Origin of the sequence: Azospirillum lipoferum, assembly GCF_024170005.1 — a bacterium.
Lineage (GTDB): Bacteria > Pseudomonadota > Alphaproteobacteria > Azospirillales > Azospirillaceae > Azospirillum > Azospirillum lipoferum.
The window spans coordinates 178,360-203,512 of record NZ_JALJXJ010000011.1; the positions used below are offsets into that span (position 1 = coordinate 178,360).

General features: G+C 66.8%; 26 protein-coding genes. 17 read left to right on the top strand and 9 right to left on the bottom strand.

Annotated features, from left to right (window positions below; translation table 11 throughout):
* Positions 1-85: 85 nt before the first annotated feature.
* The 5 genes from J2848_RS24135 to J2848_RS24155 all read right to left on the bottom strand — a co-directional run bounded on the left by J2848_RS24135 (position 86) and on the right by J2848_RS24155 (position 6,980).
* Positions 86-1,570, bottom strand: coding sequence for a multicopper oxidase family protein (locus tag J2848_RS24135; RefSeq protein ID WP_149232903.1), 1,485 nt, complete (start codon positions 1,568-1,570; stop codon positions 86-88).
* Between the two features lie 138 nt (positions 1,571-1,708).
* Positions 1,709-2,983: an imelysin family protein gene (locus J2848_RS24140; protein WP_149232904.1), complete on the bottom strand. Its 1,275-nt coding sequence runs from the start codon at positions 2,981-2,983 to the stop codon at positions 1,709-1,711.
* Between the two features lie 191 nt (positions 2,984-3,174).
* A complete protein-coding gene (locus J2848_RS24145; RefSeq protein WP_149232905.1) occupies positions 3,175-4,320 on the bottom strand; it encodes a trans-sulfuration enzyme family protein in 1,146 nt (381 codons plus the stop codon).
* Between the two features lie 106 nt (positions 4,321-4,426).
* Complete coding sequence (locus J2848_RS24150; protein ID WP_149232906.1) at positions 4,427-5,509, bottom strand: AbrB family transcriptional regulator; 1,083 nt, start codon at positions 5,507-5,509, stop codon at positions 4,427-4,429.
* Between the two features lie 109 nt (positions 5,510-5,618).
* Positions 5,619-6,980, bottom strand: a complete 1,362-nt coding sequence (locus tag J2848_RS24155; protein ID WP_149232907.1) for a globin-coupled sensor protein — start codon at positions 6,978-6,980, stop codon at positions 5,619-5,621.
* Positions 6,981-7,257: 277 nt separating this feature from the next.
* Here J2848_RS24155 and J2848_RS24160 point away from each other — a divergent pair, with 277 nt between their 5' ends.
* Positions 7,258-7,461, top strand: coding sequence for a hypothetical protein (locus tag J2848_RS24160; RefSeq protein ID WP_149232908.1), 204 nt, complete (start codon positions 7,258-7,260; stop codon positions 7,459-7,461).
* A gap of 10 nt (positions 7,462-7,471) precedes the next feature.
* Here J2848_RS24160 and J2848_RS24165 read toward each other — a convergent pair whose 3' ends face one another.
* Positions 7,472-7,768, bottom strand: coding sequence for a TetR-type transcription factor C-terminal domain-containing protein (locus tag J2848_RS24165; RefSeq protein WP_170307133.1), 297 nt, complete (start codon positions 7,766-7,768; stop codon positions 7,472-7,474).
* Here J2848_RS24165 and J2848_RS24170 point away from each other — a divergent pair.
* A complete protein-coding gene (locus J2848_RS24170) occupies positions 7,767-8,531 on the top strand; it encodes a lysophospholipid acyltransferase family protein (protein ID WP_246194013.1) in 765 nt (254 codons plus the stop codon). The genes J2848_RS24165 and J2848_RS24170 overlap by 2 nt on opposite strands.
* A 66-nt stretch (positions 8,532-8,597) precedes the next feature.
* Positions 8,598-8,885: a glycosyltransferase gene (locus tag J2848_RS24175; protein WP_246194014.1), complete on the top strand. Its 288-nt coding sequence runs from the start codon at positions 8,598-8,600 to the stop codon at positions 8,883-8,885.
* A gap of 166 nt (positions 8,886-9,051) precedes the next feature.
* Here J2848_RS24175 and mazG read toward each other — a convergent pair whose 3' ends face one another.
* Both mazG and J2848_RS24185 read right to left on the bottom strand, forming a co-directional pair.
* A complete protein-coding gene (gene mazG, locus J2848_RS24180) occupies positions 9,052-9,861 on the bottom strand; it encodes a nucleoside triphosphate pyrophosphohydrolase (RefSeq protein ID WP_149232909.1) in 810 nt (269 codons plus the stop codon).
* 91 nt (positions 9,862-9,952) lie between these two features.
* Positions 9,953-11,551: a sensor domain-containing diguanylate cyclase gene (locus tag J2848_RS24185; RefSeq protein WP_246194015.1), complete on the bottom strand. Its 1,599-nt coding sequence runs from the start codon at positions 11,549-11,551 to the stop codon at positions 9,953-9,955.
* Positions 11,552-12,017: 466 nt separating this feature from the next.
* On the opposite strand from J2848_RS24185, the gene J2848_RS24190 reads away from it, so the two are divergent.
* The 7 genes from J2848_RS24190 to J2848_RS24220 all read left to right on the top strand — a co-directional run bounded on the left by J2848_RS24190 (position 12,018) and on the right by J2848_RS24220 (position 19,682).
* The gene (locus tag J2848_RS24190) at positions 12,018-12,470 is read left to right on the top strand and encodes a MarR family winged helix-turn-helix transcriptional regulator (protein WP_149232911.1); all 453 of its coding nucleotides are present in this window, start codon (positions 12,018-12,020) and stop codon (positions 12,468-12,470) included.
* A 93-nt stretch (positions 12,471-12,563) separates the two neighbouring features.
* Positions 12,564-13,499 (top strand): efflux RND transporter periplasmic adaptor subunit, encoded by a 936-nt coding sequence (locus J2848_RS24195; RefSeq protein ID WP_149232912.1) that lies wholly within the window; start codon positions 12,564-12,566, stop codon positions 13,497-13,499.
* A gap of 11 nt (positions 13,500-13,510) precedes the next feature.
* Positions 13,511-15,586 carry an FUSC family protein gene (locus J2848_RS24200; RefSeq protein ID WP_149232913.1) on the top strand — a complete coding sequence of 692 codons (2,076 nt, stop codon included), beginning with the start codon at positions 13,511-13,513 and terminating at the stop codon, positions 15,584-15,586.
* A complete protein-coding gene (locus J2848_RS24205) occupies positions 15,583-15,792 on the top strand; it encodes a DUF1656 domain-containing protein (RefSeq protein WP_149232914.1) in 210 nt (69 codons plus the stop codon). Before J2848_RS24200 ends, J2848_RS24205 begins: the two co-directional genes overlap by 4 nt.
* Before the next feature lie 59 nt (positions 15,793-15,851).
* Entirely contained in the window at positions 15,852-17,207 is a 1,356-nt protein-coding gene (locus J2848_RS24210; protein ID WP_149232915.1) for a sensor histidine kinase, read from the top strand.
* Positions 17,204-18,214 (top strand): NADH-quinone oxidoreductase subunit B family protein, encoded by a 1,011-nt coding sequence (locus J2848_RS24215; protein ID WP_149232916.1) that lies wholly within the window; start codon positions 17,204-17,206, stop codon positions 18,212-18,214. The genes J2848_RS24210 and J2848_RS24215 overlap by 4 nt, the downstream gene beginning before the upstream one ends.
* 124 nt (positions 18,215-18,338) lie before the next feature.
* On the top strand, positions 18,339-19,682 hold the full coding sequence (locus J2848_RS24220) for a nickel-dependent hydrogenase large subunit (protein WP_246194016.1): 1,344 nt from the start codon (positions 18,339-18,341) through the stop codon (positions 19,680-19,682).
* Positions 19,683-19,743: 61 nt separating this feature from the next.
* On the opposite strand, the gene J2848_RS24225 is transcribed toward J2848_RS24220, so the two are convergent.
* A complete protein-coding gene (locus J2848_RS24225) occupies positions 19,744-19,986 on the bottom strand; it encodes a hypothetical protein (protein WP_149232918.1) in 243 nt (80 codons plus the stop codon).
* Between the two features lie 169 nt (positions 19,987-20,155).
* Here J2848_RS24225 and J2848_RS24230 point away from each other — a divergent pair, with 169 nt between their 5' ends.
* Genes J2848_RS24230 through J2848_RS24260 form a run of 7 tightly spaced genes read left to right on the top strand, consistent with a single transcriptional unit; the run spans position 20,156 to position 25,132 of the window.
* Positions 20,156-20,806 (top strand): HyaD/HybD family hydrogenase maturation endopeptidase, encoded by a 651-nt coding sequence (locus J2848_RS24230; RefSeq protein WP_149232919.1) that lies wholly within the window; start codon positions 20,156-20,158, stop codon positions 20,804-20,806.
* Between the two features lie 17 nt (positions 20,807-20,823).
* Positions 20,824-21,135 (top strand): HypC/HybG/HupF family hydrogenase formation chaperone, encoded by a 312-nt coding sequence (locus J2848_RS24235; protein WP_149232920.1) that lies wholly within the window; start codon positions 20,824-20,826, stop codon positions 21,133-21,135.
* Positions 21,136-21,139: 4 nt separating this feature from the next.
* Positions 21,140-21,568: a thioredoxin domain-containing protein gene (locus J2848_RS24240; RefSeq protein WP_149232921.1), complete on the top strand. Its 429-nt coding sequence runs from the start codon at positions 21,140-21,142 to the stop codon at positions 21,566-21,568.
* The gene (locus J2848_RS24245) at positions 21,565-22,434 is read left to right on the top strand and encodes a hydrogenase expression/formation protein (protein WP_149232922.1); all 870 of its coding nucleotides are present in this window, start codon (positions 21,565-21,567) and stop codon (positions 22,432-22,434) included. Before J2848_RS24240 ends, J2848_RS24245 begins: the two co-directional genes overlap by 4 nt.
* On the top strand, positions 22,431-23,279 hold the full coding sequence (gene hybE / locus J2848_RS24250) for a [NiFe]-hydrogenase assembly chaperone HybE (protein ID WP_149232923.1): 849 nt from the start codon (positions 22,431-22,433) through the stop codon (positions 23,277-23,279). Before J2848_RS24245 ends, hybE begins: the two co-directional genes overlap by 4 nt.
* 1 nt (position 23,280) lies before the next feature.
* Entirely contained in the window at positions 23,281-23,613 is a 333-nt protein-coding gene (gene hypA, locus J2848_RS24255) for a hydrogenase maturation nickel metallochaperone HypA (RefSeq protein ID WP_376993042.1), read from the top strand.
* A 31-nt stretch (positions 23,614-23,644) separates the two neighbouring features.
* The gene (locus tag J2848_RS24260; protein WP_149232925.1) at positions 23,645-25,132 is read left to right on the top strand and encodes a sigma-54-dependent transcriptional regulator; all 1,488 of its coding nucleotides are present in this window, start codon (positions 23,645-23,647) and stop codon (positions 25,130-25,132) included.
* Positions 25,133-25,153: the final 21 nt, after the last annotated feature.

A 25,153-nucleotide genomic window follows, 5' to 3' on the forward strand; every position in this document is an offset into this window, starting at 1 on the left:
CCCCCTCACCCTGACCCTCTCCCCGGGGGGAAGAGGGGAATTTGGTTGCGGATTGTATTGGCCGGCGAAGCGGAAAGGCGTGGAATCAAGCAACGCGGATGTATCCCATCATGCCGGTGTCCTGATGTTCGATGATGTGGCAGTGGAACATCCAGTCGCCGGGATTGTCGGCCTTGATGGCGACGCGCAGCCGTTCCTTCGGTTCCAGCAACACGGTGTCGGCGTGGTGTGGCACCACCTTGCGGGCGTCGGAGGACAGCACCTTGAAGGTGTAGCCGTGGATGTGGATCGGGTGCAGGTGCGGGGTCAGGTTGGCCAACTCGAAGATATAGCTGCGGCCCTTCTCCAGCGTGACCAGCGGCGGCGGCAAACGCTCATGCCCGCCCTCCGGCCAGCTCTGTTGGTTGATCGCCCAGAAGGTCTTCGCCGACAGGCACAACGCGTCGGCATAGGGCAGGCCGGGCAGCACCGCGGCGTCGAAGCTCTGCGCTACCGCGGTGGCGGAAAAGGCAATTGGGATGATCGGCGCGTCCTTCAGATCCGGCTCCGGAATGGCGGAGGCGGGCAGGGCGCGCGGCTTGAAGCGCTTGTTGGGCAGCCCGGGGCCGACGGCGCGGAAGGTGGCGAGCGGCCGGGGCTCCGCCGAATAGACGTTGGTCAGCCGCAGGGTCTGGCCGGCCTTGGCGGGGGCGCGGAACAGCACGTCGATGCGCATCGCCGGCCCCATCGGCCACCCGTCCAGCGGGCGGGGCGGCAGCGGGTTGCCGTCGACCGCGATGATCCAGGCGTCGGCCCCCTCCACCCGCAGATCGACGACGCGGGTGCTGTCGATGTTGTAGAGGCGGGCGCGGATGTCGCCATTGGCGGGGACCTCGATCACCGGTTCGATGGCGCCGTTGACGGTCGACACACTGCCGAAGGTGCCGGCGCGCGAGGCGCCGCGGTCGGTGGTGAAGGCGCCGAACTTGCCGGACTTGTCCAGTTGCCAGTCCTTGACCAGACAGACGATGTCGGCATCGAATTTCGGTGCGTCCGGCTCCTCGACGATCAGCACGCCGGCAAGGCCGCGGCCCAGCAGCTCCACCGTGTTGCAGTGGGGATGGAAGAAGAAGGACCCGGCGTCGGGCGGAGTGAATTCATAGACGTGGCGCTCGCCGGGCTTGGTCGGCGGCTGGGTCAGGTAGGGCACGCCGTCTTCCAGGTTCGGCAGGCGAATGCCGTGCCAGTGGATCGAGGTGTGCTCGTCCAGCCCGTTCACCAGGGTGGCGCGCAGCCGCTGACCCTTGCGCATGCGGATGACCGGGCCGGGGAAGCGGTCGGCATAGGTGATCAGCGGCGACGGGTCCGCCGGTTCCGGCAGGATGCGCAGCATCCGCTGTTTGGCGACCAGTTCGACCTCGACCAGATCGCCGGCAGCGGTGATCGGCGTCGATCCGGTGAGGCCGGGCTTCAGCGCACCGGCATCGGGGGCCGCAAGACCGGTTCCGCCGAGTGCCGTCGCCGCGATGGCGGCGCCCCCGGCGCGCAGGAGAGTGCGGCGGGACAAGGCGGAGGCGGGGTGATGCGGCATGACGGTGGTCCGAAAACTACAGGCAGGAAAAGAACCGGCTCCGGTCCCGCTCCCATCACGACCTGATCGGCCCGGAAGGGAAGCTCTGGGAGGACGGTCCTGCGCGGGAGGGCACGGGACCGGAGCCGGGGGAACCGGTTACTTGGCGACCTTCGACGGGTCGTCGAGGCTGTCGGAGCCCTTGACCTCGACCGAAACGCCGAGGGCGGCGACGGCGCCTTCCAGCGCCTTCTTCTGGGCGACCAGACCGTCGATACCGTTGGAGACCAGCTTGTTGCCCTCGTCGTTGTCGGCGGCGATCATCTGGTCGTAGGCCATCTTGCCGCTGTCGGCGGTGTCCTTGATCGCCTGCATCGCCTTCATGGTGTTGGCCATGGCGGCCTTCACCGTGGCGTCGGCGTCGGTGGACTTGGCGGCGACCAGCTGGGACAGCGACGCACCCGAGACGGTCTTGCCGTCGGTGCGCTTGTAGCTGCCGTTGTAGACGTTCACCATGCCGACTTCGTCGTAATAGTGCGAGTTGTGGGTGTTGTCGGAGAAGCAGTCATGCTCCTCCTCCGGATCGTGCAGCATGAGGCCGAGCTTCATACGCTCACCCGCCAGCTCGCCATAGCTCAGCGACCCCAGACCGGTCAGCATGCGGGCGACGCCCTCGCTCTCCGGCGCCTTGGCGATGGAGACGCGGGCCTTGCCCTTGGCGGCCCAGTCGGCGGTCATCTCGGCCAGATCGTCGACCAGCATCTGGGTGGCGACCTTCAGATACTGGATGCGGCGGTCACAATGACCGTTGGTGCAGTCCTTGCCCTTGGCATAGTCGGTGGCCTTGCGCTCGCCGGCACCCGGACCAGTGCCATGCAGGTCCTGGCCCCACAGCAGGAATTCGATGGCGTGGTAGCCGGTGGCGACGTTCGCCTCCACCTTGCCGGCGCCATGGAGCTTGTCGGTCAGCAGTTCCTTGGTGATCTTGCTGGCGTTGATCGTCTTGCCGCCGGCCGTGATCTTCGGGTTGGCGATGACGTTCGCCTTGGCATAGGGGTTGCTCTCGCCGCCGGCATAGCCCTCATCGACATAGTCGATCAGGCCCTCGTCCAGCGGCCAGGCATTCACCTTGCCTTCCCATTCGTCGACGATCGGGTTGCCGAAGCGGAAGGCTTCCGTCTGCATGTACGGAACACGGGCGGCCTTCCAGGCGTCGCGAGCCTTCGCCAGATTTTCCTCGGTCGGCTTGGCGACCAGGGCGTCCACCGCCTTCTTCAGCGCCTTGGCGCCGTTGGTGGCGTCCTCATAGGCGGCATGGGCGATGTCGGCGTAGTTCTTCGCCACGTCCTTGTAGGCCGGACCGGCGGCCTGGGCACCGTACGGCAGCAGGGCAACGACGGCTACGGCGGCAAAGCCGGCAGCGCGCTTCGACATGGAGGTCTCCTCGAACGTCGGTGGTCGGTAATGACAGCAAGTGCGACTTATTCTCAGCGAATAACGGCGCGAATCATTCTCACTGTCAAGCCCTATCCGGGTTGGGGATACTCGGGAAAGCGCGTTTCGGCCGTGCCGCGTCGATATGTCCCGCCCGACCGTTCCGCGGACGGCGGGATCGCAGCAGTTCCTCAGCCTTGGCCCAACGCCCCGGCCAGATCGTCATAGAGGTCGTCGGGCGACTCCAGCCCGACCGACAGGCGCAGCAGGTCGCCCGGCACGGGGGAACTCGGGCCTTCGATGCTGGCGCGATGCTCGATCAGGCTTTCCACCCCGCCAAGCGAGGTGGCGCGGCGCCAGATGCCGACGCGGGCAGCGGTGTCGATGGCGGCCTGGGTGCCGCCCTTCACCCGGATGGACAGCATGCCGCCATAGCCGCCACTCATCTGCCGCGATGCGATGCCGTGGCCGGGGAAGCCGGGCAGGCCGGGATAAAGCACGTCGGCTACCTGCGGATGGGCGGACAACCGCTCCGCCAAGGTCATGGCGGCGGCACTCTGCCAGCGGACGCGGGCGAACAGAGTACGCAGGCCGCGTTGCAGCAGCCACGCCTCGAAGCTGCCGAGGATACCGCCCTGCTGGGTCTGCACCGCCTTGATGCGGCCCCAGAACTCGTCCTTGCGGGCGGCGGTCAGGGTACCGGCGACGACGTCGGAATGGCCGTTCAGGTATTTGGTTGCCGAATGCATGACGATGTCGGCGCCCAGTTCCAGCGGCCGGGTCAGCACCGGGGTCGCCACCGTGCTATCCACCGCCAGCCACGCCCCGGCCTCGTGCGCCAGTTCGGCGACGGCGGCGATGTCGGTGACGGTCCACAGCGGATTGGCCGGGGTCTCCACCCAGACCAGCCGCGTCTGGCCGGGGCGGAGTGCGGCGCGCACCGCGTCGGTGTCGCTGATGTCCACCCCTTCGACCTTCAGGCCCCAGCGGGTGGCGGGCCCATGCACCCAATTGCGGAAGGCCCAGTACATTACGTCGGGCACCAGCACATGGTCGCCGGGGTCGAGCGCCTGGAACACTGCGGTCGCCGCCGCCATGCCGGAGGCGAACAGCAGCGTGTCGGCTCCCTTCTCCAGTTCGGTGATGGTCCTGGCCGGAATGTCGAAGGTCGGGTTGTCAGCGCGGGCATAGACCCGGCCGCGGCCATAGCCGTTGTCGGGATCCCGGACATAGGTGGTGGACGGATGGATCGGCGGGATAACCGCGCCGCTTGCCGCGTCCTCAAAGCCCAGGGCGCCGGCGGCGATGGTTTCGGGACGGTGGGGACGGTCGGTCATTGCCGAGGCACTCCGGGATCGGACGTGAGGGGGGATTGAAGATACGCCCCGGACCGGCGCTGGCGCAACGTCCCGTCCCGGCAATCCGCCCCTCATCCCAAAAACGTCAGGCATAGCGTGCGATCAGACGGGCCAGCGGCGGCCCCGACAGCACCACCACGAACAGCCGCAGGGTTTGCAGAGCCAGGACGAGCGGCAGGTCCACCCCGCTGCCAAGGGCGATCACCACCACGGAGTCGAGCCCGCCCGGGCTGGTGGCGAGGAAGGCGGTCAGCGGATCGGTCGGCAGCAGCGTGACCAGAACCCAGGCAGACAGGCTGCACAGCGCGATCATCAGTCCGGTCGACAACAGCATCTGCGGCACCGCGCGCAACGCGTGGCTCAGCACCTCGCGGGTGAAGCGCAGGCCGATGCTCCAGCCGATGATCGTGTAGGTGACGGTCAGCAGCGCATGCGGCAGTTGCAGGGTCACACCGGCGCCGGCCTGGACCAATGCTCCCAGCACCATCGGCACCAGAAGGGCGCCTGACGGAATGCGGAAGCGGTGGCCGATCCAGCCGCCCAACGCGGCGACCAGCAGCGTCGCCGCCAGCCCGCGCAGGTCCAGCGTCTCCACCGGTGCCGCCGGGACGCCGACGCCCTCCGATCCGGCGGTGAGCGCGTGCGTTACGAGAGAGGCGCTGAGCACCACCAGGACCACGCGCAGATACTGCATCACCGCGACCAACCGCACGTCCGCTCCATAATCCCCGGCCATGGCGACCATGGCGGAGGCCGCCCCCGGCGACACACCCCAGGCCGCAGTGGTGCCGGGCAGGCTGCCGTAGCGAACGAACAGCCAGCCGACGATGCCGCTGACCAGCACCGTCAGCCCGACGGTTCCCAGCATCAGCGGCCAGTTGCGGGCGATCGAAAGCAGGATCGACGAAGTGACGGCATGGGCGACGAGGCAGCCGATGATCGCCTGCGCCATGGTGAAGCCGGACGGCGGAACCCGGATGGACGCTCCGCCGACGCCGAGCGCGATGGCCCCGATCATCGGCCCGATCAGCCACGCCGCCGGCAGCCCGGCCGTATCCAGCCCCAGCGTCACCACCGCCGACAGGGCAAGCAGGCTTACCCATTGCACGACCGCCCGCGCGCCGAACTTCAGCCTGCCACCCTCCGATCCGTCCTTTGAACCCGCCACGAACCCAGACCTGTACGAATGATTTGCGACCGCCTCATGCTGCCTGCCGCCACCCCTGTCCGTCCAGCAGGCGAGGGGGCGCGGCAGCCATGCACAGCGGTTCCACGGATCAGCGCGCCGTACGGATCCGGGTCAGGAAATCGCCGACCCCCCGGTTCAGCTCGTCCGCCTGCCGGTGCAGCAGGCCGGCGGCAGTCAGCACCTCCTGCGCGATGCCGCCGGTCTCCGAGGAGGATTGCGTCACCTCGCCGATGGAGTCGGTGACCCGGCGGGAGCCGACGGCGACCTCCTGCACGTTGCGGGTGATCTCCTGCGTCGCGGCGGTCTGCTCCTCCACCGTGGCGGCGACGGTGGTGACGATCTCGTTGATATGGGTGATGGTGCGGCCCACCGCGTGGATCGCTTCGGCGGCCTGGGTGGCGGCGTTCTGCATGCCCGTGATCTGACTGGAGATGTCCTCCGTCGCCTTGGCAGTCTGGTTGGCGAGGCTCTTCACCTCGCTGGCCACCACGGCGAAGCCCTTGCCGGCTTCCCCGGCCCGGGCCGCCTCGATGGTGGCGTTCAAGGCCAGCAGGTTGGTCTGGCTGGCGATGTTGTTGATCAGGTTGACGACGTCGCCGATGCGCTGGGCCGCGTCCACCAGCCCGCTGACGGTTCCCTTCGTCCGCTCCGCCTCGTCGACGGCGGAGGAGGAGATGCGGGAGGATTCGTTGACGTGCCGGCTGATGTCGGAGATGGAGCTGGCGAGCTGCTCGGTCGCCGCGGCCACCGTCTGCATGCTGGACGACGCGACCTCCGTCTCCGACGCGACGTCGGCGGAACGGCGGCTGGTGCTGGTGGCGATTTCCGACATGCGCTGGGCATGGGCCTGCATCTGGTTGGAGGCGGCGACCGTACCCTCCACGATGCTCTTGACGCTGTCCTCGAAACTGCCGGCGAGCCGGTCGAGGGTGGCGCGCTTGCTCTCCTCCTCCGCCGCCTGATAGGTCTCCAGCAGCAGTTCCATGTCGAACCACGCGATCTTGGTCAGCGTTTCCAACTGGGCGGTGCGGTTTCGACGGGCGTTGGCACCGAACAGGCTGAATGCCAAACCCTCGTCGCCTCCGGTCAGGCCCAGTTCGCGGGCGATGTTGGTACTGACGATATGGTGGCAGATCGAAACCGCATAAGCCGGAACGCCGTTCTTATAAAACTGGATCGCAAGCCGCTTTGCGGAGTCTGCGAAACCGGCATCGATCCGTCCCGAGGCGGCCCGCATCCAATGGTCCAGTCGGGCGGCATGCACCTCGGGATGCCTCAGCGCCGACTGGATCTCCGGCCACGCATCGAAATACCGATGCCAGTCTTCCAGCAGTGCGGGAAGCCGACGCTCCACGAACTCACGGTTACCCCGCAGGCGGGCCAGATCCTCATCGGTGATGGAGAAGGTGGCAAGTCGCTTCGCCTGCGCGTCAGTCAGCTCGACGGTCATGTTTGGGATGATCCTCGGTTCCGATAACTCTCTGGGATCGTTCTACGCAATGGAAGACCATCCGGATTTGCCGCGGACAGATTTTATGTACGGACTTTGTTCGTACTCGGATATGCGTAGTAAGTAGATCAGCGGTTGGGCATAGAATAAGGTTAATGTCCGACACGCCTATTCTCCCGGATGCAGTGACCAACTTTCAGTAGTGCAAAGGCCAGCATGGAACGTTCCATCTCCCATTCCGGTTGAGCGGTCATTCATCATCTGGAAGGAGGACGTAATGGCCGACGAGACCACCCGCCGCACCGGTGGCGACACCAGCCAGCCGCACGGTGACCAGGGGCCACCTACCGACCACAACGGCGACAAGCCCAAAGGCGGTAGCCACAGCAAATACAATGTCCAGCAGGACGCCGAAGGCGCTCACAATCCGACCAATCCGGTGAAGACGCAGCCGGAAACCAAGTCCGGCAAGCCGGGCTGACGGAGGCCGCTTACACCAGATCCGGGCGTGGACGCAGACCGTTCAGCAGCAGGGCGATGGACTGGCGGGAGATCTCCGCCGGATCCAGGCCGCCGTCCGGACGGTACCACCGGGCGACCCAGCTGAGCGCGCCCGACAGGGTGAAGGCGGCAATTTTCGGATCGCAGAGGGCAATGCTGCCCTCTGCGATTCCGCGTTCGATCAGGCTGCGGAATTTCGGATCGATGCCGCGCTTCAGGTTGCGCAGGGTACGACGGCTTTCTTCGGTCAGCGGTTCTCGCTGAAGCGGGAGCTTCGCCGCGCCTATGCCGGGACTGTGGCATGAGCCAGCCCGAGCGGCTGGATGGCCTCAAGGAATTGCCTCATCGCGCCGCTGCAACGATCAGCACCGCGGCGACCAGTGCCACCGCATCCATCCGTCCTGGTGGAACCCCGCCCTGCTGATCGTCATGGGGACCACCCGCTTCCGCGGCCGGCCGGGCTCCGGGCCGATCGATGCGGAGATGCTGCGCCGCTACCGGTTCATGCGCCACATCGGCCTGTTCGGGCTGGAGCCCGGCCGTACCGGTACCGTCGCCTTCCTGCGCAATGCCGAGCACATCCTGGCCGACCCGCGCGCCATGTTGTGGATCACCGCGGAGGGCGCCTTCACCGACCCGCGCCGCCGCCCGATGACGCTGCGGCCGGGCATCGCCCATCTCGTCCGCCGCATGCCGTCGGCCCCGTTGGTGCCATTGGCCATCGAATACCCGTTCTGGGACGAGCGCACGCCGGAAGCCCTGATCCGCTTTGGGGAACCGATGGAGGCCGCGTCCTTTGCCGACTTGACCGTACCGGAGATTGCGGTGGAGTTGGAAGGACGGCTGGAGGCGGTGATGGACCAGTTGGCACTCGACGCGCAAAGCCGCGACCCGGCGCGTTTCCTGACATTGATCGAGGGAACGGTGGGGATCGGCGGGGTCTATGACCTGTGGCGCCCTGCGCGCGCCTGGGCCGGCGGGCAGAGCTTCTCGGCGGCGCACGGCACGAGACAGGGACGGGTGGGGCGGCGGAAGGTGAAGCGGCCATGATCCTCGTCGACCTGATCGCCGGGCTGTCGCTGATCCTGGCGCTGCAGCCTCTGGGGCAGGGGCATCGTGAACCTGTTCCTCTACCGCCGTCCGACCGCCACCCCGCCGCTTGGTACCGCCGTCAGCATCCTGATCCCCGCCCGCAACGAGGAGGCCGGCATTGCCGCCGCGGTCGATGCCGCGCTGCTCAGCCGCGGTGTCGAGTTGGAAGTGGTGGTGCTGGACGACCATTCCACCGACCGCAAGGCGGAGATCGTCCTTGCCATTGTCGTTCGCGACCCTCGGGTTCGGCTGGAAAATCCGCTACGACCGCTTCGTCACCGATCCGCTGGAGAATCTGGCCGAAACCTATGAAGATCTCGGGCTCGGCCCATTCGCGCCGGTGCAGCCGAAAAAATGGAAACATCTCTGGCGGGCGTGCGCGGTTACCGCCGTTCCCGGCACGATCTGGAGGCCCCGGCCCGCACCGCCGTGCGCCGCCAGTGGGCCTTCGCCTTCGACCGCTGGGGCTATTGAATCGTCAGGCTTCGCCGCGCTCCTCACGCTTGGCCTGCTGCCACAGGGCTTCCATCTCATCCAACGTGGCGTCCTGCGGCTTCCGTCCCTCGGCGGCCAGCAGGGCTTCGATACGGTGAAAGCGCCGCTCGAACTTGGCGTTGGTGCCGCGCAGGGCGGCTTCCGGCTCCACCTTCAGCCGGCGGGCGAGGTTGACCAGGGCGAACAGCAGGTCGCCCAACTCGTCCGCCACCCGCTCCTGTGCCGAGCCGGCATCCATCTCCGCCCGGAGTTCCCGCACCTCCTCCTCGATCTTGTCGAGGATGTCGCGGGCGTCGGTCCAATCGAAGCCGACCCGCGCCGCACGATTCTGAAGTTTCAGCGCCCGCGTCAGCGCCGGCAGCCCGGCGATCACTCCTTCCAATGCCGACGGAGCCCGGCCTTCCCCGGCGGCCTTGGCCGCCCGTTCGGCCGCCTTGTGGTCTTCCCAGCGCGAGGTCTGTTGGTCCGACGACTTCACCTCTTCCGGCCCGAAGACATGGGGGTGGCGACGGATCATCTTGTCGGTGATGACGCCGGCCACCTCGTCGAAATCGAACAGTCCCTCTTCGCGCGCCATCTGGCTGTAATAGACGACCTGGAACAGCAGATCGCCCAACTCCTCGCGCAGGGCGACCTTGTCGTCCTTCTCGATGGCATCTGCGACCTCATAGGCCTCTTCGATCGTGTGCGGCGCGATGGAACGATAGGTCTGCTCCAAATCCCAGGGGCAGCCGCCGTCGGGATTCCGCAGCCGCGCCATCACGTCGAGCAGCCGGTCGATGTTGCGGGTCATGTCGTGCCGTCTCCGATTGCCGGGAGGGGAAAGTCCGCGACGATAACCGAGCGGAGCGGGCGGTGGAAGCGGCGAGGGCGGACTGGGCAGCCTATGCGGAGCCATCGTCGGCCGCGACCGCCCGGCCATGCAGGCCGACCTGCCCACGTCCGTTGCGCTTGGCGGCATACAAGGCTTGATCGGCATAGCGCAGGACCGTGTCGAAATCCGTATCGTCGACCGGCCAAAGCGCCATACCGATGCTGCATCCGATTCCGATCTCCACCCCTTCCAGCCTCATCGGAGCCGACAGCGAGGCGATGATCCGGGCCGCGACCTCCTGCGGCGTCAGCCAGTCGGCCTGCGGGAGCGCGAGACAGACCAGGAACTCGTCGCCGCCGAGCCGGATAACCTCGTCGCCGTCACGCACGCAGTGGAGCAACCGGCGGCCGACCTCCGCCAGCACGGCATCGCCGACATGATGGCCATGGCGATCGTTCACCGGCTTGAAGCCATCCAGGTCGATGCAGAGGGCCGCCACCGTCATGCGTCCGCCGGGCGGCAGGGCGGCCAACTCCCGAACCTTGGCTTCCAGGTAACGTCGATTTCCCAAGGCGGTGAGTTGATCCTTGTAGGCGAAGCTATGCAGGGTGGCGCCCATGTCGTGAATTGCCTGCGCGGCACTGCCGATCTCCCGAGTGCGGAATCCGGCCGCAGCGCTTCTGGCGACGGGATCGATCCGTCCCGCCGACAGGTCGGTGGCGGATTGCTGGAGATCCCGCAGCCCGCGCAGGACAAGGATATCGAGCAGGAACCAGACGCCGGCAACGATCGTCGCGACGACGCCGGCCAGGATTGCAATGCCCCACATGATCTTGCCGTTCACTTCGTCGAGCACGAAATCGCGCGGAATCCCGACAGCGATCCGCCCGCCGGTGTCCTCCAGCTTCGCGAAGCCGATGATCCGCGGGTGATCTTCGAAGCCGGTGCGCTCGACGATGCCGCGATCGGTTTGAAAGATCGCGCGGGTGACCGGATGGTCGGCCATGCGCTTGCCCACCAAGGTGCTCGGCCCCGGCTCGCGCGCCAGGATCGTTCCCTGGGCGTCGAACAGGGTCACCGTGGTCCCTGGAGCCTCCACGGCCTCGCTCGTCAGGTCGCCAAGCCATTTCAGATCCAATCCCGTCAGCAGAACCGACTCCACGGCTCCGTCGTCGCCGAGAAGGGGTAGGGCGGCGGCCAGAAGAGGCTTGCCGGAAGCACGTCCGACACGGAAATCGCTGGTGCTGAAGGACTTGGTGGCAAGCGCCCGCTGGAAATATTCCTGGTCCGCCACCGTCGTCACCGGGCTGCCACCTAGTCCCGTCCGACAGAGGATTCGGCCGTCGGGCGAAGACACGGCAAAGCCGGTGCTCCAGAGGTGGAACGACATGACCCGCCGCAGGGGCGGGCCGCAATCCTCGGACCTGTGCCGGCTGACTTCGGGGATCAAGGCCAGCGTCTGCAACGTCTCGCGCACCCGCGCGATGGCATCGGCCTGCTGGGATGCGCCTTGCTCGGCAAGCATCAGAACCCGCTGACGGGCATGCTCGATATCAGCGTTCCATTGCTGCAGATAGAGCGACAGGACAAGACCGACCAAAGGCAAGAATGCGATTATGATGAAAATTTCGAGGCGGGTACGCAGCCCCATACCGCTCCAGACATTCATTATGGATTTTCTTACAGACCCAATGAGCATGTCATTTCCAGAACAGCCGGAACATTTCGAAGATTTAGGTTGAGAATACTTCAGGTATTCATTCGGCAAAAACAACTGGAGTTACAGTTGCACTATAACGCCCATCGTTCGAATTGATGAGCCGGAATCGTTCACACAATCCCTTGAAGGGACCGTATGCCTGCGGGATTCCGGAAATTCCAGTTTTTCTTGCGAAATATGCTTCCGCTTCATGCAACCCGGCCATGCCGTCGAAATTCCGACCGATCGTTGACATCCCTTCGGTATGATGGACTGACAGTTTAGCTTTGCGCTTACAGAGCGTAAAACACATAATAAGCATTATGGAAATTTAACTAATTTTTCCGCGCCGCAACAAGCCAGCCATGCGGCAAGCGGAGGTTCAGGCGTATCCTGTCCTCTTGTCGAATTTAGATAGCTAACCTATTAAATAGGAATGCTACAAGATAAGGCTCTGCGCCTTCCTCCCAATTTCGGCCTGCACCTGTTCCGCGCTTCCCATCTGTGGCGGCGGGCGGCGAACAAGGTGCTGGCGGACAGTGGATTTTCCACCTCGGCCATTACGCCGCTGATGCTGCTGGCCGAACTCGGCGACGGGTTGCGACAGCGCGAACTGGCGGAAGAAATGGGCGTCGAGGGACCGTCCCTCGTCCGTCTTCTCGATGGGCTGGAAGCGGCCGGATTGTTGAAGCGACGCGAGGATGTCTGCGACCGTCGGGCGAAGACCCTGCACATGACCGACGCCGGCCGTCATCTGTTGGGACAGGTGAACGAGGCATTGAACGACGTCCGCCAGCGGCTGATGGCAGAGGCGACGGAGACCGACGTCGAGGCCTGCTATCGCGTGCTCTCCATCATCGAAACCAACGCCAAGCGTGAACAGAGCTGACCGCCCCCTTGTTTTCCGGTGGATACGCCATGGCCGGCACCGGCCGCGCGGCACCTCCGGCCGCATTGGGGCGGTGATTGAGGAACCAAGACCGTGACACTTCTCCCTTCCTTCCGGGCGTTGGCCCGGATCGCCGTGACCCTGCTGGTGACCGTGGCGGCGGTCGGCGCCGGGTTGTGGCTGTGGGATTACTACATGAACGAACCCTGGACCCGTGACGGCCGCGTCCGTGCCGACATCGTCCAGATATCCTCCGACGTCGCCGGTCTGGTGACCGATGTGCGCGTGGCAGACAACCAGCTGGTCCGCAAAGGCGATGTCCTGTTCGCCGTCGATCCCGGCCGCTACCGGCTGGCGGTCGAGCAGGCGCAAGCCAATCTGGACAGTGCCAAGGCCGACCTCGCCTACCGGACCGCCGAGGCGCACCGCTACGAGCAGTTGGGCACCAACGTCGTCTCCACCGCTCAGAAGCAGGAGGTGATGTCGGCGATGGCCAAGGCCGCCGCCGCCTCCAAGCAGGCCGAGGCGGCGCTGGATCTCGCCCGCTTCAACCTGGACCGGACGGAGGTCAAGGCGACCGTCGACGGCTATGTCACCAATCTGCAGATGAAGACCGGCAACTATGTCGCTGCCGGTCAGGCGGTGGTGGCACTGATCGACAGCCACTCCTTCTATGTCATGGGCTATTTCGAGGAAACCAAGCTGCCGCGGATCCATGTCGGCGCGCCCGTGTCCGTCCGGATCATGGGGGGCGGTGCCGATCTGCGCGGCCGGGTCGACAGCATCACCCGCGCCATCGTCGACCGTGACCGGGCCGAGGGAACAGGGCTGGTTGCTAACGTCAACCCGACTTTCAACTGGGTCCGGCTGGCCCAGCGCATCCCTGTACGCATCGCGCTCGACGAGGTGCCGCAATCGTTGCAACTGGTCGCCGGCCGTACCGCGACGGTGTCGGTGATCGGCCCCCCCGACGGCACTTACAACGGCACGCCGAAGGTCGCCCAGTTGCCGGCGCCGGCCGGGCAGTGAGTGCGCGGCCCATGCCCAAAGCCCCCTCCCTCGACGAACTGGTCTTCTCGTTGAAGTCCTTCGCGGCTTCCATGCTGGCGCTCTACATCGCGTTCGGCATGGGGTTGCCGCGGCCCTTCTGGGCGATGCTGACCGCCTATGTGGTGTCCAGTCCGCTGTCGGGCACCGTGCGGTCGAAGGCGGTGTACCGCGTCGCCGGCACCGTCGCCGGCAGCATCGCCGCCATCGTCCTGACGGTCGAACTGGTCAATGCACCGGAACTGCTGTCGCTGGCGGTTGGACTGTGGGTCGGCGGCTGCCTGTTCATCTCGCTGCTGGACCGCACACCGCGCAGCTATGCCTTCATGTTGGCGGGTTACACCGCCGGCCTGATCGTCTTCCCCGGCGTCGCCAATCCCGAGGCGATCTTCGACACCGGACTGGCGCGGGTCGAGGAGATCATCCTGGGCATCGTCTGCGCCACCGTCATCCACAGCGTGATCCTGCCGCGCGGCATGGGTCCGGTCCTGCTTGGCAAGCTCGACGCGTCGCTGCGCGACGCGGAGCGCTGGACGCTGGACGCGCTGGAACAGGTGACCACCGACACGCGCCTGCGCGACCGCCACAAGATGGCGACCGACCTGACCGAACTGCGGGTGATGACCACCCACCTGCCCTACGATACCTCCGACCTGCGCTGGATGACCCGGCCGATGCGGGCCTTGCAGGACCGCATGGTCTATCTGCTGCCGGTACTGACCGCCGTGCATGACCGGCTGGGCGCCTTGCGCCGCCCGGATGGCGCGATTCCGCCGGACGTGGAGCCGGTGGTGGTCGCGGTGCGGAACTGGATCGCCGCCGGTGCCGCCGCCGATCCGGTGGAAGCCGCCGGGCTGATCGACCGGCTCGACCGCTTTGCGGCGGCGGAGTCCGCACAGGCGACGGACGGCTGGGAGGTCGCGACCCGCTTCAGCTTCATCCGCCGCCTGCGCTCCCTGGTGGAGATCCACCGCGACTGCCGGGAGTTGCGGGCGCACATCGCGACAGGCGACCACGCCCTGCCCGATCATCTCGACCCACTGGCCCGCAAGCGGTCGCGTGGGGTTTTCCATCTCGATCACGGCATGGCGGCCTGGTCGGCGGCGGCAGCCCTGCTGGGTATCACCGTCGTCTGCGCCTTCTGGATCCTGACCGGCTGGTCGTCCGGGTCGGCGGCGGCGATGATGGTTGCGGTCTTCACCTGCTTCTTCGCCTCTTTCGACGATCCGGTGCCGGGCATCCGACTGTTCCTGGTCTATACGCTGGCCTCGCTGCCGCTGTCGGCCTTCTATCTGCTGGTGGTCCTGCCGTCCTTCGACAGCTTCCCGATGCTGGTCCTGTGCCTGGCGCCGACGCTGGTGACGCTGGGTGTCTTCGTCGCGCGGCCGGCGACGATGGGCAAGGCGATGGCGCTGATCTTCGGCGTCGGCGGTTCGCTCAGCCTGCTGGACACCGGCAACGGCGATTTCGCCTCCTTCCTGAACAGCAGCGTCGGACAGATCGTCGGCATCGTCACCGCCATGCTGGTCACCCGCATGTGCCGGTCGGTAGGGGCGGCGTGGAGCGCGCGGCGCCTGCTGCACATCGGCTGGCGCGAGATCGCCGATCTGGCGCGGATGCGCGGGGTTCCGGCGAATGACGGCTTCGAAAGCCGCATGCTGGACCGCGTCGGGCTGCTGTCCGCCCGGCTGGCGCAGGCCGGCGGGTCGGTGGATGTCGATGCCATCGACGCGGTGCGCGACCTGCGCGTCGGGCTGAACATCGTAGAACTCCAGCGGGCGCACACCGTTCTGCATCGTGCCGGCGGGGCGGCCCTGGACCGGTTGCTGCGCGGCGTTGCCGGCCATTTCCACGCCTTGTCGGCCAAGCGGCCGGATCCGGCGCCGGCCGACTTGCTGAACAGCATGGACGATCTTCTTTCGGCCATCGGCGCCGCCCCGCCCTGCCCCGAGCGTGACCGCGCCGTGGTTGCGCTCGCCTCTCTGCGGCGCAGCCTGTTCCCGGGTGCCGCACTGGAAGTGCTGCCGGTGGATTACGAGACGATGCATCAGGAAAGGGCGCGCGCATGATCGGCGAAATCGATGTTTACGGCCTGTTCCTGCCGCCGCTGCTGATCCTGGCCGTGATCGCCTGGGCGGTGTCGGCGCTGCTGCGCCGGGGGTTGCGCGCCATCGGTGCCTATGGCTGGGTGTGGCATGCGCCACTGTTCGACTTCGCGCTCTATGTGCTGGTGTTGAGCGGCCTTGCCGGTCTGTGGTCGGTCTGGCCCGTCTGACAACGCTCCGCCTGAAATCCTTCACACTGTGGATAACCCGGCGTGATAGTCTGTCCGCCATGATCGCCCCGCTGTCTCAACCATTCTCCATGCCCGGCATGACGCCCGATGCCGACGCCGAGAGCGCCTGGATCGAGGTGATCCGGAAGATGGATGAGACCTATGCCAACCTCGTGACACAGCAGGTGGAGCTGGAGCGCAAGAACGCCGAGCTGGAGGAGGCGCAGGCCTTCATCGCCAGCGTTCTCGGTTCGATGACCGACGTTTTGATCGCCTGCGATCGCGATGGCCGGATCGAGCAGACCAACCCGGCGGCCGAACGGGCGCTCGGCTGTTCGGGCCGCGAGCTGGCCGGGCGGCCGTTGCGCGATTTCCTGGACCCAGCCTTCCACCCCGCCTTCACCCGGCTGTGCAGTGCCGCTCTTCAGCGGGAGGAGGTCAGCGATGTGGAACTGTCCCTGCGCGGCCCTACCGGCCCCTTCCCGGTCGCGGTCAACAGCACAGTGCGCTACGACCAGCGCGGCCATGCGATCGGGCTGGTTCTGGTCGGCCGGCCGGTGGGGGAGCTTCGCCGCGCCTACCGCGACCTTGCTGCCGCCCATGAAGGCCTGAAGCAGACCCAGCAACAGCTCGTCCATTCCGAAAAGATGGCGTCGCTTGGCCGGCTGGTCGCCGGTGTGGCGCATGAGCTGAACAACCCGATCTCCTTCGTCTACGGCAATGCCCATGCCATGCGCCGCTACGTTGACAGGATGACCGCCTATCTCGACCGTGTGCACGAGGGTGCGGCGCCGCCGGAGCTGGCGGCTCTGCGCAAGGAACTACGCATCGACCGCGCCCGTGCCGACGCCGCCGCGACGCTGGACGGCATGCTGGAGGGGACGGAGCGGGTCCGCGACATCGTAGCGGAGCTTCGCCGCTTCTCGTCGGAACAGAAGAACGCCTCGGAACGCTTTGATCTGACGGCACTTCTGCGGTCGGCCGTCACCTGGGTCGCCAAGGCGCAGATGCCGGACCTGACTGTGGTTTTCGACCTGCCGGACACTTTGGACATTGCCGGCCATCCCGGCCATCTGCATCAGGTCGCCATGAACCTCGTCCAGAACGCCATCGACGCCATGGCCGGCGCCGCGGTCAGGCGGCTGGAGTTGCACGGGCGGGAGGAGGCGGGCAAGGTCGTCGTCACCATCCGCGACACCGGCCACGGCATTCCCGACGCGATCGTCCCCCGTGTCTTCGATCCCTTCTTCACCACCAAGCCGGTCGGCAAGGGCACCGGGCTGGGGCTGTCGATCAGCTACCAGCTGGTGCGTGACCATGGTGGTTCGCTGACGGCGGCCAACCATCCCGAGAGGGGCGCGCTGTTCACCCTGACCCTGCCGGCTGCTGAACAGCGCGAAGGAGCCGTACGATGAGAGAGCGCTCCCTGTCGGTGCTGTGGCTGCAATCCGGCGGCTGCGGCGGCTGCACCATGTCGCTGCTATGCGCCGAATCCCCCGATCTGATGACGCTGCTGGAGACCGCCGGCATCCGCCTGCTGTGGCATCCCAGCCTGTCGGAGGAAACGGGGGCGGAGGCGGTGGAACTGTTCGAGCGCATCCTGTCGGGGGCGGAGCCGCTGGACGTGCTGTGCGTGGAAGGATCGCTTCTGCGTGGGCCGAACGGCACCGGGCGCTTCCATGTGCTGGCAGGAACCGGCCGGGCGACCATCGACTGGGCACGCGATCTGGCCGCCGTCGCCGGCACCGTTGTCGCGGTCGGCACCTGTGCGGCCTATGGCGGCATCACCACAGGCGGCGAGAACATCGCCGACGCCCGCGGCCTGCAATATGAAGGCACGCAGCGTGGCGGCGCCCTGGGTGCGGAGTTCCGCGCACGCGGCGGCCTGCCGGTGGTGAATATCGCCGGCTGCCCAACCCATCCCAACTGGGTGACCGAGACGCTGCTGCTGCTGGCCGAGGATGCGCTGATCGCCGATGACCTCGACGCCTACCAGCGCCCGCGCTTCTATGCCGACCATCTGGTCCACCATGGCTGCCCGCGCAACGAATATTACGAATACAAGGCCAGTGCGGAGAAACCGTCCGACCTCGGCTGCCTGATGGAGCATATGGGCTGCCTCGGCACCCAGGCGCATGCGGATTGCAACACCCGCCTGTGGAACGGCGAGGGATCCTGCACCCGTGGCGGCTATGCCTGCATCAACTGCACAGCGCCAGGATTCGAGGAGCCCGGGCATCCGTTCCAGCAGACGCCGAAATTCGCCGGCATCCCCATCGGCCTGCCCACGGACATGCCAAAGGCATGGTTCGTCGCCTTGGCCTCCCTCGCCAAGGCGGCGACGCCGGAGCGGGTGCGCCGCAACGCCGCCGCCGACCGCATCGTCGTCGCTCCCACGGTTCGCCCGACCCGGAAAGGCTGACCCGGTGAGCGAAGAGCCCAAACGCCGCCTGATCGTCGGTCCTTTCAACCGCGTGGAGGGCGATCTTGAGGTCCGGCTTGAGATATCTGGCTCAAGTGTCTCTGCTGCTTATGTGAATTCGCCCTTGTTTCGCGGGTTCGAACGCATCCTGGAGGGCCGCGATCCGATGGATGCGCTGGTGGTGGCGCCGCGCATCTGTGGCATCTGCTCCGTCTCGCAAAGCCATGCGGCGGCGCTGGCTCTGGCTGGGGCCATGGGGGTGGTGGTGCCGCACAACGGCCTGCTCGCCACCAACCTGATGACGGCAACCGAGAATGCCGCCGACCACCTCACCCACTTCCACCTGTTCTTCATGCCAGATTTCGCCCGCCCCGCATATGAAGGGCGCCGCTGGTTCGAGCAGACGGAGGCACGGTTCAAGGCGGCCCAGGGCAGTGCTGTGCGGGGAGCGACTGCGGCCCGGGCGGAGCTTTTCCATGTGCTGGGCATTCTGGGCGGCAAGTGGCCGCATACGCTGACCCTTCAGCCCGGCGGCGTCACCCGCGCGGTGGATGCGCGCGACCGGGTCCGTCTGCTCGCCACCGTCCGCAACTTTCGCCGCTTTCTGGAGGACAGCCTGTTCGGGGCAAAGCTGGAGCGTGTGCTGGCGCTTGCCTTGCCGGAGGATTTGGATCGCTGGCGGGTTTCCGGCCCGGCCGGCGACTTCCGCTTGTTCCTGGAAATCGCCCAGGATCTCGACCTCGCGCATCTTGGCCGCGCCTATGGCCGGTTCCTCAGCCACGGCGCCTATGCCGGCCTGGAAGGCGGGCATCTCTACCGGCGCGGCACCTTCTCTGACGGGCAGGACGCGGCGTTCGATCCGGATCAGGTGGCGGAGCATCACCGTTTCAGCCGTATGGCTGGGCAGGACCGCCCACATCCGCCCTTCGTCGGCTCTACCGTGCCGGACGGGATGGACGAGACCGGATACAGTTGGTGCAAGGCACCACGACTGGCCGGCCTACCCTTTGAGACCGGTGCGATCGCCCGGCAACTGGTGGACGGCCACCCGCTGATCCGGGCTCTGGTGGCGCAGGATGGCGGATCGGTGCGCAGCCGGGTCATCGCCCGCTTGTTGGAACTGGCCCGAACCACCGACGCGATGGAAGGCTGGCTGCGTGCCATGGACCCGGCCGCCCCCTGGTGCGTCACCGCGGAGATGCCGGATAGCGCCCAGGCCGTTGGGCTGACGGAGGCTGCGCGCGGAGCGTTGGGACACTGGCTGCGGGTGGAGCGGGGGCGTATCGCAGGCTACCAGATCATCGCGCCGACTACCTGGAACTTCTCACCGCGGGATCTGGATGGAGTGCCCGGCCCGCTGGAACAGGCCCTGGTCGGCGCTCCCGTGTCGGAGGGAGAGCGCACCCCCCTGTCGGTACAGCACATCGTGCGATCTTTCGATCCCTGTATGGTCTGTACGGTGCATTGAAAAATTCTAGTTAGAACGGTGTCTTGAACGAAAGTGCTGAAGCGCTGTCGCAGAACAACGCTCAGGATGCGATGAACGCCGCGTAGGACATGACGCCGACGAACATCATCAGGGAAACCATGCGTGCCATCTGAACCTCCATGTGGGCGGGAGACGTTCCGCCCTGCTGGAGAAGATCTATGCCTGCGAACGAGCGGGATAAACGCCCGGATCCTGATTTCACCGTTCGATGGACACGAACAATCGACATCATGTCCTGCGGCAACCTTCCAGCCAAATTGGCAACAAACTTGCCACTTGCCATGCATGCTGTAACGTTGATGTCCACAATCGCTGCCATATCGAGCGATGGATGTGGAAATATGCAGTCTGATCAATGATTTGACCGCGCCGCCGATCCTGGCATGGAACTTGTACGAACGATGGTTCGACGGCGGAACGCCGCACCATGTGACGGATGCTGGGGCACGGGAATGGATTTGACGGAGGACGAGAGCGGTCGCGGCACGGCGCGAATCCTTGTGTTGGGCATCGGCAACATCCTGTGGGCCGACGAGGGATTCGGTGTCCGTACGGTGGAGCGGCTGGCGGCTGACTGGCGCTTTCCCGATACCGTCACCCTGATGGATGGCGGGACCCAGGGCTTGTATCTGCTGCCGCATCTGGAAAGCGCCGACGCGCTGATCGTGGTCGACGCCATCGACTATGGCCTGCCGCCCGGCACCCGCCGGGTCTTCCAGGGCAACGACGTGCCCGCCTTTCTGGGCGCCAAGAAGATGAGCCTGCACCAGACCGGTTTCCAGGAGGTGCTGGCGAGCGCCATGTTCCTCGGTCGCTGCCCGCAAAGGCTGATCCTGGTCGGCGTCCAGCCGGAGTGCCTGGAGGATTACGGCGGCGGCCTGACCGGCACCGTTGCCGCCCAGGTCGCCCCCACCATCGACGTCATTCTGGGCCTTCTGCGCGACGAGTTCGACGTAGAGGGTACACCCCGCGAGGCCGCGGCCGACATCGCCGCCCCGGCCATTGCCCGCCGCGCCTATGAGGGCGGGCGCCCAAGTGCCGAAGACGCCTGCCGTATCGGCGATCCCCGCATCCTGGCGGCTCTATCCGCCGGCCGGCCCTGAAAGGGGAGCGCTCGACAATGTGCATCGGTATTCCCCTGCGCCTGACCGGCGTTGACGGCGTAGCCGGCCGGGTGGAAGACGGGTCGGTCATCGACCTGTCGCTGGTTCCCGAAGCCGCTGCCGGCGACTGGGTTCTTGGTTTCCTGGGGGCTGCACGCCGCATGCTGGACCCGGAAGAGGCTGCCCAGATCCTTGACGCACTGGCAGCTATGGCTGCGGCACTGGACGGGGAACGGCTGGACGGCGCCTTCGCCGACCTGACCGACCGCGAACCGACCCTTCCCCCCCACCTGGAGGCGGCCCGCGCGGCCGGCCTGACGGAGGCCTGACGCCATGACCGACCTTGTCATTCCGCCCGCCAAACCGCGCCTGCCCTTGCCGCCGCTGGTCGATCTGCTGACCGACGTGCATGGATATCTGCGGCTGGACCATGCCCACGACCGGCCATGGCTGGATGATCCGGGGAAGAACTGGGTGGTCTTCCTGCCCGGCCATGGCAAGGGCAATGCGGAGACCGCCGACGTTGCCGTCATCCTGCCGGAACTGGTCCGCGCGCTTCACCCGCGCCTGACCCCGGCGGTGGCCGGCGAGGCGGCGGAACGCGCGACCCTGGCGCTGACCGGGATGATGAGCCTGCCGGCCCTGGTCTTCCTGCGCGGCGACCGGCTGCTGGGCAGCATCCCGCGTGTGCGCGACTGGGACGATTACCTGCAGCGGATCGGCGAGATCCTGGAAGGCACTTTGGAAGGCGGTGCGGCATGAGTTCCCCGTTCGGCATGACCCATCCGCCGGTCGGCTTCGGCCCCGGCAGCCAGCCCGACGCGACCGAGGAAGGGCTGGACTATCTGCCGATGCCGTCGGGCATGCGCGTTTACGAACCGCATCTGCCGGAGGTCGCCGATCCCGCCCGCGCCGCGGCGGCCCGCAAGGTGCTGGCCAGCATCCACGAGGCCCTGGCCCACTGGTCGGTCGGTGAGGAAATCCGCATTCCGGTCGACGATCTCGACGCCCCTGTCCTGGCCCTGGTCGACGAGGCGCTGGGCGAAGGCGAGGTCGCGGTCAAGGTGGAACGGACCGGCGACCGGCTGGAGATTCAGGAGGCGTCGCTGGCCGGCGTCTGGCGCGTCCGGGCCATTGGTGACGGAAGCACGCGTGAAAGCCTGCTGGTCGGCAGTTTCCCGCGGGTGGCGCTGAACCGCGCCTTCACTGCCGCCGCACCGGTGATAGCCGGGTTGACACCGGCCGGTCTGATGAACGGCCAGCCCATCCTGAACGAGCTGCTGGACCGCAGTGCCGCCTGGCGCCGCGGCGATGCGCCCCACGCGGTGAATTTCAGCCTGCTGCCCCACACCCCTGAGGATCTGGCCTTCATCGAGCAGCGGCTGGGTGTCGGCGCAACCACCATCCTGTCGCGCGGCTACGGCAACTGCCGCGTCACCGCCACCGCGACGCCGAATGTCTGGTGGGTCCGCTACTATAATTCTGTCGATACGCTGATCCTCGACACGGTGGAGATCGTCGACGTACCGTCGGTGGTCTGCGCCGCGGCGGAGGACATCGCCGATAGCACCGAACGGCTGGCCGAGATTCTCGACGCATTGGCGACCGATCTGGAGCGGATGCGATGAGCGCCGCCGCTTCCCGTTTCGAAGGCTCCTATCTCGGCGACGCCACGCGCATCGGCGCGGCAACGCGGATGGAATGCAAGATCTGCTGGCATGTCTACGATCCTACGGAGGGGTGCGACCATTGGCAGGTGCCGCCCGGCACAGCCTTCGCCGCCCTGCCCGACCATTGGCGCTGCCCGGTCTGTGATGGCGCCCGCGACCAGTTCATGGCACTGGATGGCGAGCCGGTGAGCGCCGAAGCGCCCACCCTGCCCGCTCCCGTCGCGCAGGCGACCGGCCCCGCCCTGCCGAGCGAGGTGATCACCCGGTTGGAAGCGGCCTTCCGCGAAATCCACACCGCGCAGATGCGCGGCATGCCGATCGTCAACGACGCGCTGGCGGTGAAGGCGGTCGGGTTCCGCCGCCATGGCGAGCGCTGGCTCGGCGCCCTGGTCACGCCCTGGTTCCTGAACCTTGTCCTGCTGCCGGGTGAGGGTGATGAGTGGTCGGGACTGGTGCCGGGAGCGAAGGAACTGATCGAGTTTCCGTCAGGCTGGTATGAGTTCGTCCATGCCAACCGCAAGGGCGTCGGCGCCTACAAGGCCTGTTCGCTGTTCTCGCCGATGTTCGAATTCGCCTCCATGCTCCAGGCGACGGAAACGGCCTCGGCGGCTCTGGTCTCCCTTTTCGACCCCTCCATCCGCGAAGATGGGGCCCAGACCGCCGAGATCCGCCGTCGGCGGGAGGAAGAACTGGCGCCTCCGCCCGAACCCGCTCCGGCACCGACCCAGCCCCAGACCGAGCCGATGCGCCCGTCGCGCCGCACGTTGCTGGGGATGGGGACCGGAGACTCTGCGGATGCATGAGATGGCGCTCTGCGAAAGCCTGCTCCAGGCGATGGAGGAGGCAGGGAGGGCGAACGGCTTCAGCCGCGTGAGCAGGGTCCGGCTGGAGATCGGCCGCTTCGCCGGGGTAGAGGTGGAGGCGCTACGCTTCGGCTTCGACGTGGTGACGCGGGGATCGCTGGCCGACGGGGCGGAGTTGGTGGTGCTGGAAGTTCCGGGCCGCGGCTGGTGCTTCGACTGCAACGACACGGTGGACCTGGACGACCGGCTGTCGCCCTGCCCACACTGTGGCGGCAGCCGGCTGCACCCCAGCGGCGGCACCGAAATGACGATCAAGGATCTAGAAGTCGAATGAGGCGAGGTCGCATGAGAAAGGCCCCCGCGCGATGACCGATCCAAACCGCCCCGGCATCCTGGTGGTGGATGACGAGCCGCGCTCCGTCGAGGTCATCGCCCGCCTGCTGGACGAGGAGTTCGAGATTTTCACCGCCCTGTCGGCGGAAGAGGCCCTGCGCCTGCTGGAGACCGAGTGGATTCAGGTGGTCTTCTCCGACCAGCGGATGCCGGAGGTCAGCGGCGTCGAGTTCCTGACCCAGGTGCGCGAACGCTGGCCCGACGTGATGCGCATCGTCATCACCGGCTACATCGACCCCGAGGACATCATCGGCGCCATCAACACCGCCGGCATCCACCAGTTCATCACCAAGCCCTGGCACCCCGACCATCTGCTGCTGACCGCCCGCAACGCGGCGAGGCTGTACCAGCTTCAGCGCGAGCACGACCGGTTGACCAACGAACTGAAGCTGCTGCCGCCGCTGGCTGAAACCCGCGTGGCCACCAAACGCGAGCGGGTGCGGCAGTCCTACCGCTTCGACGGGCTGATCCGCGCCGACGGCAGCCCGGTCGAGGAGGTCTGCCGTCAGGCGGAGCGGGTCGCCGGCTTCAACGTTCCGGTCCTGGTGCTGGGCGAGACCGGCACCGGCAAGGAGCTGCTGGCCCGCGCCATCCATTACGGCAGCCCGCGCTCCGACCAGCCCTTCTACTGCGAGAATTGCGGCGCCATCCCGGACGAGCTGCTGGAAAGCGAGCTGTTCGGCCACAAGAAGGGCGCCTTCACCGGCGCGCACAGCAACCGCATCGGTCTGCTGGAGCAGGCGGATGGCGGCACCATCTTCCTCGACGAGATTGGCGACATCAGCCCGGCCTTCCAGGTCCGGCTGCTGCGCTTCCTGCAGGAGGGCGAGATTCGGCCGGTGGGGTCCAACGAGACGCGGCGGGTCGATGTCCGCGTCGTCGCCGCCACCCACCGCGACCTGACCGCCGAGGTGAAGGCCGGCCGCTTCCGCGAGGATCTCTATTACCGGCTCAGCACCATGACGCTGACCATGCCACCCCTGCGCGACCGGCCGGATGACATCCCGGTGTTGGCCCGCCACATTCTCGATCGGCTGTCTGCCGCCCATGGCAAGCCTGTTGCCGGCTTTGCCCCGGACACGCTGGCCTGCCTGGAGGCCTATGGCTGGCCCGGCAACGTGCGCGAGATGCAGAACGAAATCATGCGGATGCTGGTGCTGTGCGAGGGCGAGGTGCTAGGGGCCGATCTGCTGTCCGATCCTGTGTTGCGCGGCGCGGCGCTGAACGCCCGCCCGGCCTCGCCGGAGGACGGGCCGCTGCCGCCGCTCGACCTGATCGGCCAGGGCGGGCCGCTGAAGTCGCGGATCGAGCGGGTCGAGGCCGGCATCCTGATGGAAACGCTGGTCCGCTGCCGCTGGAACAAGAGCAAGGCCGCCGACGAGCTTGGCCTGTCCCGCATGGGCCTGCGCGCCAAGCTGGAACGCTACGGCATCGAGCGTGGGCCTGCGCAGCGGCATTAGTCACCCTCTCCCTCCCATTTT

What these genes read in the sequence shown, in the direction of transcription:
- J2848_RS24235 (WP_149232920.1), top strand. Translation starts at nt 20,824, where the DNA reads ATGTGCATCGGTATTCCCCTGCGCCTGACCGGCGTTGACGGCGTAGCC.
- J2848_RS24200 (WP_149232913.1), top strand. Translation starts at nt 13,511, where the DNA reads ATGCCCAAAGCCCCCTCCCTCGACGAACTGGTCTTCTCGTTGAAGTCC.
- hybE (WP_149232923.1), top strand. Translation starts at nt 22,431, where the DNA reads ATGAGCGCCGCCGCTTCCCGTTTCGAAGGCTCCTATCTCGGCGACGCC.
- J2848_RS24160 (WP_149232908.1), top strand. Translation starts at nt 7,258, where the DNA reads ATGGCCGACGAGACCACCCGCCGCACCGGTGGCGACACCAGCCAGCCG.
- J2848_RS24185 (WP_246194015.1), bottom strand. Translation starts at nt 11,551, where the DNA reads ATGAATGTCTGGAGCGGTATGGGGCTGCGTACCCGCCTCGAAATTTTC.
- J2848_RS24260 (WP_149232925.1), top strand. Translation starts at nt 23,645, where the DNA reads ATGACCGATCCAAACCGCCCCGGCATCCTGGTGGTGGATGACGAGCCG.
- J2848_RS24215 (WP_149232916.1), top strand. Translation starts at nt 17,204, where the DNA reads ATGAGAGAGCGCTCCCTGTCGGTGCTGTGGCTGCAATCCGGCGGCTGC.
- J2848_RS24240 (WP_149232921.1), top strand. Translation starts at nt 21,140, where the DNA reads ATGACCGACCTTGTCATTCCGCCCGCCAAACCGCGCCTGCCCTTGCCG.
- J2848_RS24170 (WP_246194013.1), top strand. Translation starts at nt 7,767, where the DNA reads ATGCCGGGACTGTGGCATGAGCCAGCCCGAGCGGCTGGATGGCCTCAA.
- J2848_RS24205 (WP_149232914.1), top strand. Translation starts at nt 15,583, where the DNA reads ATGATCGGCGAAATCGATGTTTACGGCCTGTTCCTGCCGCCGCTGCTG.
- J2848_RS24225 (WP_149232918.1), bottom strand. Translation starts at nt 19,986, where the DNA reads ATGGCAAGTGGCAAGTTTGTTGCCAATTTGGCTGGAAGGTTGCCGCAG.
- J2848_RS24135 (WP_149232903.1), bottom strand. Translation starts at nt 1,570, where the DNA reads ATGCCGCATCACCCCGCCTCCGCCTTGTCCCGCCGCACTCTCCTGCGC.
- J2848_RS24210 (WP_149232915.1), top strand. Translation starts at nt 15,852, where the DNA reads ATGATCGCCCCGCTGTCTCAACCATTCTCCATGCCCGGCATGACGCCC.
- J2848_RS24230 (WP_149232919.1), top strand. Translation starts at nt 20,156, where the DNA reads ATGGATTTGACGGAGGACGAGAGCGGTCGCGGCACGGCGCGAATCCTT.
- mazG (WP_149232909.1), bottom strand. Translation starts at nt 9,861, where the DNA reads ATGACCCGCAACATCGACCGGCTGCTCGACGTGATGGCGCGGCTGCGG.
- J2848_RS24190 (WP_149232911.1), top strand. Translation starts at nt 12,018, where the DNA reads ATGCTACAAGATAAGGCTCTGCGCCTTCCTCCCAATTTCGGCCTGCAC.
- J2848_RS24145 (WP_149232905.1), bottom strand. Translation starts at nt 4,320, where the DNA reads ATGACCGACCGTCCCCACCGTCCCGAAACCATCGCCGCCGGCGCCCTG.
- J2848_RS24140 (WP_149232904.1), bottom strand. Translation starts at nt 2,983, where the DNA reads ATGTCGAAGCGCGCTGCCGGCTTTGCCGCCGTAGCCGTCGTTGCCCTG.
- J2848_RS24245 (WP_149232922.1), top strand. Translation starts at nt 21,565, where the DNA reads ATGAGTTCCCCGTTCGGCATGACCCATCCGCCGGTCGGCTTCGGCCCC.
- hypA (WP_376993042.1), top strand. Translation starts at nt 23,281, where the DNA reads ATGGCGCTCTGCGAAAGCCTGCTCCAGGCGATGGAGGAGGCAGGGAGG.
- J2848_RS24155 (WP_149232907.1), bottom strand. Translation starts at nt 6,980, where the DNA reads ATGACCGTCGAGCTGACTGACGCGCAGGCGAAGCGACTTGCCACCTTC.